Source organism: Shewanella hanedai, assembly GCF_007197645.1.
In the GTDB taxonomy this organism is placed as follows: Bacteria; Pseudomonadota; Gammaproteobacteria; order Enterobacterales; family Shewanellaceae; genus Shewanella; species Shewanella hanedai.
In genome coordinates, this window is sequence record NZ_VKGK01000061.1 from 1 (window position 1) to 8858 (window position 8858).

Sequence of the window (8858 nt, forward strand, 5' to 3'; positions counted from 1 at the left end):
CGCACACACCTAGACACACAGTGATAAAATGGCGTGTCTTCGATACTGATTAATGTACTTCTTGGTCTGGCCATTACAATCTCCTCCTAAAGCGATAATGAAAGCTTAGTCAGAGGTTGATTATTCATCCAGAACTATGGGTGGCCATATAATTTATTGCGAACTGTTCTACTACATGCATGGTAATACGGAGTGTCTTCAATACTGATCTGGGTTCTTCTGGGACGAGGCATGGTTAACTCCTACTTTTTACCGATAACTAAAGCTTAGTAGGAGGAGTGGAGTTCACGTAATTAATGATGGGTGGCACCTATTTTTGGGGATCCCTCAGGCTCTGACCCCTTTATCTTTTATCTTTTGTTATCTTTTGTTATCTTTTGTTATCTTTTGTTATCTTTTGTTATCTTGATTATCTTCCTTACAATTTATAAAAACTATTCCCAGCAATCGGTAATATTTTTACACCGTTGTCGGCCATTACTTTTGCACCTTGTGTATATCTATGAGTTCGAATTTTAGCTTCTGCACCATTTATAGGGTTTACTGCAATGGCTCCAGCTTTAGTTATCCTTTTAAGCTTGGAAGAAACATTATTAGCTATTGAAATTTTATCTTTTTCAGATGAAATAAAGGATAAAGCTGATTCCTCTAGGCCTAAATCAGATAAGGGCCCAATATCAATTAGAATGCTTCCAGAGTTTGCATCTAGGAAATTATTAGGTGAAGTAAATTCTATACATGGGGTTGCTGTACTTAGTACTAAACGAAGATCTCCGACTTTTAACTTGTCTAAAAACTCACTTAGCTCCAACTTACCTTCAACTATTGTTAAGTTGAAGGGCTTTAGAGTCATCATAGTTACAACTAATTTTAGTTCAGAGCTCACAGAAATTACAAAATTTAAGAGTTCTTCAGAGGTTGCGTGAAACTGAATAGAAATAGATTTCATTCTAAACCTTAATCATATTGTTGAAATGTTGTTGGTAAGCCAGCACCATTTAAATCATCTAATGCTTGTTGTTCGCGTTTTATCGGTAAACCGTCGGCTTTAGTTCTCCCTACATTTACTCCACAAAGATTTCCATTACAATCCTTGTAGAGGATATCAGGCCGTCGACCTCCTTTATGTCCGCCAGGAGTAGGAATCAACCTTTCTTTCAACCGTCCTCCTCCTGCAATGACTGTTCCGCCCTCGTTGGTCTGGCCATTACAATCTCCTCCTAAAGCGATAATGAAAGCTTAGTCAGAGGTTGATGATTCATCCAGAACTATGGGTGGCCATATAATTTGTCCAGAACTATGGGTGGCCATATAATTTGTCACTGGCGAGCCGCTATAATGGCGCTGAAAGATTTAGTTAGGGATCCACAGGCATGCTATTAAATTTGTGGGGATCCCTCAGGCTCTGACCCCTTTATCTTAATACTTTTTCAAGTTCTTCACTGTCAGGGTAGAAATCTTTAAAATCGCTATCAGAAATAATCAACATTAATGCAGACTTAACTTTCTCAGACTGTTTTATAACAATACTCTTGATTAGATCCAGGTGCTCGTCGATCGCTTGCCCCACCATGACTTCAGCCCACTCAACAACATTCTCATCAACTAATCGTGGCAATTCAGCCATTAGAGCCTCGATATAATCCGTTGGTTTAGCTGAAGCCAATACACTAGACACACTTTCTAAAACACCATCGTCATCACCATTAACAAACAAAGACATTAAGAAGCTGCAAACATCTAAATCACAACTCCCTTCAGCTTGGTCAATTAGATTAACAAACTCAATATTCTGTTCATTAGTGCTTCGATATTTTAGGGCTTGAACGTTTTCAGCCCAGCCGTCCGGTAAACTATTCATAGTCATTTATTCAAGTAACCTTCTTTCTTTGCATAATCCAGCATTTCCTTTGTTGCCTGATTATATTTTCTTCCAAATTGGCTTTTCACGTCTCTAACCTCCATGGCCATAGCTTTTCTCATTTGGCTAGATTTGATCAGCGATTTAACTTCTGCTTTATAAGCTTGAGATTCGGCTGAATTTCCCCAACTACTCGTGTTTTTGTGATCTTCCTTAAGCATTTGTATAGATGGGCCACGCGCTCTTTTGATTCCATTAATACTATCCGCTGGCATATGGTGCCTTTCTATTCCATTACCAGTCTTAAGTTTACCAAATGCTCCTCCATTAAAGGCTTTTTCAGCACCTTTTAACTTACGTTCTGCATAAGCTTCAATACCTGCTTTTGCTGCAACAAGTGCTGCGCCAGTTAGATCTCCTGTTTCTTGATACTTCTCATAACCAGCTTCAAAGGCATCGATACCTGACTTTATGCTGTCTACTGCTTGTCCAGGTCCAGTCATCGAGAGAATACCAGTCATATCCCCTTCAATAGAGCTATAACCCTTCGCAAAGGCCGCATTATTCCCGTAGCTAACCGTTGTGGTTGAACCTGGGATCCCTACTTTGTATGCTGAACGATTATCCTTTTGTCTCGACAACTTAGTTGTAGTGACCTTTTCTTCATTTTGCTCACCATTACCACTTACCTTCTCTTCAGCGGCTTTAACCTCAGCTTCATTCGCAGGCCCACCAATCGCTTCTACGGTGTCCGTCTCCGCAAGATACCCCGTCGGATCCACTCCTGACATCGGATTATTCAAGATATAGGAATAAGGATTGGCACTCTGACTATTCTCAGGGAACTGCAAGAAAGGGTCAACACTTAAGAAGCGGCCGACGTTGTAATCGTATACTCGGCCGTTCATGTGAATAAGCTCTTGATCGGCTAAGTGTTCATGGTCAGTAAAGCCGCGACTCACCCCTTGCCAATCGGTTAATAGCGCGTTACCCGCTGCAATATTGCGTGGGCGACCAAACACATCGTAACCGCGGTGCTGCAATATCTGAGCGCTGCGGGCATCGATTAGGCTATCGACACTGCCTAATCTATCATGCAGTACATGCTGATAGACCGACTGGTTGCCTAGAGTGCCGCTAATCGCTCTGCTCTTAATGGTGTGGTCACCAATATAGGTTTTCTCTATGGTGGCACTGCTTGTCACTTCCTGCTCATAGCTGCCCACATAGTAAGTCGTTGTCGTTTCTCCGCCCTTCTCCTTTACCTGTTTAAAGCGCATGCCATCGGCGCCATAACTGAAGGTGCTCTTAGCGCCATTACGCTCAACCATGACAGGTTTATTGTCATCGTTATAGGTGAGGGTGGCACCATCGCCGGATAAGCGGTTACCGTTGGCATCGTAGGTGAATTGGTGTGTCGCGCCATCACGGACAAACTGGCGTATGGCATTGGGACCCGCGAGTCCTCCTAGGCTTTTTCCGACATTACCGTATTGGTAATCACTGCCGTAATCTGTTTTAACCTTGATATTACCCGCAGCGTCATAGTCGTAATCAATCGGATTGAATGGGTCAAGCCCTAGGCCATCAATGCTAATGCTGGCACTTTGCACCCGCATGAGTTCATCATAGGTGTAGTCCTCTCTAAACTGCTGAATACGATTATGTTGATAGGCGAGGTTGCCCATGGCGTCATAGCCGTAATCTAGGTACTGCTTACCACCGCTTGTGTCGCAATTGCCGCTGGCACTGGCACAGATAAGGGCTGGCGAGCCTGCGCTGTTACGGTAAAATTGCTGTACTAGGCCGTTGCTAAAGGTCTGCTGATTAATGCCGCCTTGGGCACTGTAGTTATCAACACGGCGGAGTAATCGTTCTGAGTTATCATCAAAGCGCTGATAATCTTCAAGCACATACCCGTTATCATCATACTTATAGGCAACATGCTCACCACTGGGGTACTGCATGGCTTTTAAGCGACCGAAGCTGCTGTCATAGGCATATTTTTCGACGAAACTCAGCCCATCAATCTGGGTCAAGGTTTCGGTGGGACGGCCTGAATTGTCATAGCTAAAGGTTTGGGTTTGCCCTGCGAAACCGGTTTGATACAGTCGTCCTTTGGCCGCTGCACCGTCGTAGGTAAATGTGCGTCCGGCGCGATTTCGGAGTCGGCCTAATTGGTCATATTGATAGGTGCTCTTAACCCCTCTGGCATCGGTTTGATTGTCCAGCTCGCCATATTGGTTATAAACAAAGGACCACTTACCCATGTTGGGGTCATCAAACCAACGTTTTCGACCTAAGTCATCATAGGCTGCCGTGATCTGACTGCTCAATACATCTTGAATGAGTACCGGCAGACCAGCTGCATTGTAGGCAAACTCGGACTCATTACCTTTGGCATCAACAGTGCTAAAGAGCTGCTTTAAACTGTTATAGCTGCGGCTCATGGTTAGATTGTAGCCGTTACTGCTGACGGCAATGTCGGTGGTTAATCCATCAACATAGGTGTAAGTAGACACATAGCTAACAAGGCCGTTATCGAAGGTTTTGGTTGCTGCTCGGCCCAATACATCATAGTCACCAAATGTGGTGGTGACTTGAGTGCCGTAGTCTTGCGTTGGCTCGGTTTCACTGAGCAGATTACCACGGGAGTCATAGCTTTTGGCCGTGATGATATTACCTGAAAACCCGGTTGAAACCTGTTTAACGGCCCTTTTTTGGCTATCGAAGTAGCTTACCTGCTCGGGTGTGCCGCTGCTACGGGTGATTGTCTTAAATGCATAAGGTGCGTTTGCCCATTGATGGCTGACATACACAGGCGGGGAGATTGCGTTACCGCCTCTTGTGATACTTGTTTGTGAGACTTGCCCTAAGAAATTAATCACATTGGTAGCGGTTATGCCATTGACATCTGTTGCTGTTAACACTGCACCGGTGAGAGGATCGAACGTACTACTTGATGCAATGGTTGCTCCCCACTGACTATTGCTGGTCTCCTTAGCAAAATAGCCATCGGAGGTCATGGTCGTCGCGGTCCAGCGGTTACCAGTTTGCACTTTTAATGGGTGGCCATACTGGTCGTAATTACTGTAGGTAGCTGTAGCGCCAATACCGGGATAACTGCCTAAACCAAGAGTTTCAGAGGTGCTTAAGGCTAATATGCCATGTTGATTACTCTGATAACTCAGTGTGACTGAGTTATGTGTTTTTAGTGATTCGGTATCAAGATTAGCGCCTGTACCCGTAAGGTATTGCACGTTTGCCACATTCGTCGTGACGTGTGGGAGAGAGAGTAAGCTGTCTCCTTCATGGGTAAAGGATTGCTCAAGTGCTTTAGTGTGCGTGACTTGGCTGTCTGATGTGACAGTGTCATTGGTGATGACTTGGCAACGACTATTCTTTACCTGACTGCTGGTCACAGTTGTGACAGCCGCTAGCAGCTCAGGGACATACCGTTTATTGATACTGTTTGCAGGATAGAAACATTGAGACTCGCCGACTTGATAATCTTCTATTGAAGGGGCATTGCCGAGCACTTGATAATGACTGAGTCGATTGCCTTGGTAGTCTTCACTCTGTTTTTGACGCACCATACCTGACCAGGGGAAGTCTTGATAAAAGTCAGTACGGGTGGTGGTTTGGTGTTTAGCCTCTGCGCTATTATTGGTTTCAGTTATCGCTCCAAATCCTTGGAAGCCACGACCTGCAACATGAAAACGGGCGTTCTCATATTGGTATGCAGTATGATTCAAGCCACCTATACCATTGTCTGTGTCGAAACCGGAAACCACCCGCATGGTATTAGCGAAGTTAATATAGGGATATTGATTGTCGACTCTGTCTAGACTGTAAACCTCTTTTAGCTGTTTGTAGTCAATCTGGACCTTAGTGCCCATTGCTGTGGACACTTGATTAATCACATTGTCTTGAGTATCGACATGACTAAATACGGCAAACTCACGTGGGCCATTTGTTGGGTAGGTCCAGGTGCGCCTGGTGGCATCAGATTCAAAGCCAAGGCCCGAAACAAAGTCCATACGTCCATCACCATTGATATCTAAGGTATTCATGGTCGCTAAAGCCCCATAAACATCAAGTTCAACTTTGTCAAAGCTGATCCCGTTAGGGCGGGTGATCAATACATTCCAGTACCAGATATCATAATCATGGAATCTAGGCGCATCAGCACCATCTACCGCACGACACTCTTCGTTGCTAGACCAGTCAAAACAGTTATAGAAGTACTTACGTCTGCTTCTATCAGGATAGAGAATGTCTTGGCGGCCATCACCGTTGTAATCAATAAACTGTGCATACTGTTCATAGACATAGCCTGATGGTCCACCATAACGTGGGTCTTTAGCTATATGTCCACCATTTAATTGCCATGCAAGCTCTGTTTCATCTAATTGTGTCGGGGCTGTAAATTCGCCAGCACCTTTATTAAAAATCACAGTTCGAGTGTAAAATTTATCGCTACTGTTAACTTTATCGAGAGTCATCACATCACTTAAGCCATCGCCATTGAGATCCGCCCAACGACTTGGTGTGGTTCTTTCGGTAATGTCAATATCAACATTAAAGCTGTTATTCTGCTCAACGAAAGTCATCTTATCTGTCGAACCATTAAACCCGACTTTGTACCACTTTAATGCTGTTCTGAAGGATGACGGTACTAAGTCTAAAATGCCATCGCCATCGAGATCCATAGGCATCAGGGGTTCTTTCGCACTTGCTGTAAACTCACCGTTATAACTGTAACCATCATCTGAATTTTTAAGATAGGATTTATAGGTGATCTGGAAGTTACCGGTTCCAGCTTGTTTATTGGTTGCAACTAGCAAATCTGAGCGGCCGTCACCATTAAAATCTATGGCATGGCTTTCACAGAATTTATCCCCTATATCATGAAAAACAGAGGCATAACATGTCGCATCTATCTCAGTGTTATGGGTGAATTTAATGCTCGCATCATTATTGATCCCGGTGATTAGTAGTTCACCGTGCTCATTAAGATAGGTAAAGTCGGCTCGACCGTCACCGTCATAATCAAGGCTGCCATTGACCACATTGCTGCTTTTCTCATTTATTGAAACTATCCCATCATAGTCAAGATCACCTGCGGGCTGAGTTGGGCTAATACTAGGCAGTTCGGTTCGATCAAGTAGCGCACCTGATCCTGAAAGGTAGACACCTTTTAGCGGAATGTAGAGATCCAATACTCCGTCACCATCATAATCATGATCTTTGCGGACTCTTAAACCCACAGCATAGTTATCATCAATGGCATCGAGTGAGTGACTGCTGGCTTTTTGATGACCGTACGATTTGTTTAACCAATTGAAATTAGTCGTTAAGCATTGGGTTGAATCACCACCATCGCAGTATGACAGTGTTGTTAGTTTTGCTCGTTCTTTGTCTTCAATATCAGTGGTAAGGCTATGTTCTAGTTGCCATAATGCTTTCTCTACATCATCAATTTTCACTGAAATACTATCAAGTCGTTTGTTACTTAAGCTATATCCTCCCCAATGGTAGTGACGCGATTCAGTCTCTGCTACATAGTTAAAATGCACCTTACGATTACCTGCAGTGCCATTAAAACCAGTATAAAAGATATCTTTGATGTATCGATTCCCCAAAACTGACTCGTCGTATAGATAGTCTACTTGATTACCAAACCTGTCCTCGGTCTGGTGTTGTAACCAGCTAGCAGGCTCGTTGCGGTCGACAGCAATAATCTGGCTATTGTTATTCTTACCGAGGTAATGCTTGGTACCATTGGAGTCTGTGATAACAAAATAGCTACTGCTACTATTAATATCTCCTCCGAGTTGTTGGATAAAAACACTGCCATTACGTTCAGTTTTGTAATAGGTTCCACTCGATCCATAAACCCCTTTGTTGCTACCATTAGGATCGCTGACTACAACGAGACGGCTACCGTTGTAACAAAGCTTATCGTCAGCGGCATAATGTGCTGATGTTGAAGCTTGATCGAGATCATATATCTGCCCACAGCGTGAGATGCTTGAGTAGGCGGATAGATTCCAGCCCAGCCCCGCAATCCCCGAGCCTGACTGGCTAGAATAATTGAGTGAAATATTGGGTTGTACTCCATTACGTCCAGGAGCGATTGTAATTGGCACTGAATAGGCAAATGCACCACCGTCAACACTGGCTTGGCCATTAATCTCACCGACTAACTCATTTGTTGCCGCGGTTACCAGACTGTTTGTCGAATCGGGAATGGTATTTATATCAACCAATACAGCAGGTAATACTCTAAAGGTTTTGCTTGGTGTCTCTGCACTTTGATTAGTGGATGTATTTACTTTTGCTCGTATAGAGTGAGTGCCCTCCTGAAGTTCACCAAAGTTGTAACTGTATGACGAGTTAGAAGTCGATAACCAGCTTTCTCCATTTAGAGAGAATTGAATGGAGCTAATATCACTGTCTATATCTGTAGCTGAAGCAGAAACAATCAAAGGCTGCATGCCTTTTAGGTCAGAAATAGCAGACAAGATTATAAATGGAGAATCATCAATCGATGCTACATTGACAGTAAAGGCACGAGTCGTGGTGCTTGTGCCGTCAGACACATCAATGTAAACGACTGCAGAGCCATATTTGTTGGCTACAGGCGTGATAGTGACAGCACGGTTAGCGCCGCTGCCGCTGAGGGCTATTCGGCTGGTTGGCAATAGGGTTGAGTTACTGCTACGACGAGTCACAGATAAAGAAGTTGTTGCCGTTTCAATGTCAGCAATGCTAAAGCCAATGGCCTTACTGCTATCTTCATTGAGGCTTTGCGTGCCAATGCCGCTTATTGTAGGAACATCATTCACTGATGCCACGTTGACTGTGAAGGCGCGAGTCGTGGTGCTTGTGCCGTCAGACACATCAATGTAAACGACTGCAGAGCCATATTTGTTGGCTACAGGCGTGATAGTGACAGCACGGTTAGCGCCGCTGCCGCTGAGGGCTATTCGGC

4 protein-coding genes and 1 pseudogene are annotated in these 8858 nt (G+C 44.1%); all 5 read right to left on the reverse strand.

The window, feature by feature from the left end; all coding sequences use genetic code 11:
• Positions 1-158: 158 nt before the first annotated feature.
• Positions 159-233, reverse strand: a pseudogene (locus FN961_RS26105) (Mobile element protein); the annotation flags it as partial.
• A gap of 185 nt (positions 234-418) precedes the next feature.
• Positions 419-949, reverse strand: coding sequence for a hypothetical protein (locus tag FN961_RS25395; RefSeq protein WP_144042934.1), 531 nt, complete (start codon positions 947-949; stop codon positions 419-421).
• An 8-nt stretch (positions 950-957) separates the two neighbouring features.
• Complete coding sequence (locus FN961_RS25400) at positions 958-1161, reverse strand: hypothetical protein (RefSeq protein ID WP_144042935.1); 204 nt, start codon at positions 1159-1161, stop codon at positions 958-960.
• Between the two features lie 253 nt (positions 1162-1414).
• Positions 1415-1867 carry a hypothetical protein gene (locus FN961_RS25405; RefSeq protein WP_144042936.1) on the reverse strand — a complete coding sequence of 151 codons (453 nt, stop codon included), beginning with the start codon at positions 1865-1867 and terminating at the stop codon, positions 1415-1417.
• Positions 1864-8858: SpvB/TcaC N-terminal domain-containing protein (locus FN961_RS25410; protein WP_144042937.1), on the reverse strand; the 6995-nt coding region annotated here is incomplete at its 5' end. The genes FN961_RS25405 and FN961_RS25410, both read right to left, overlap by 4 nt.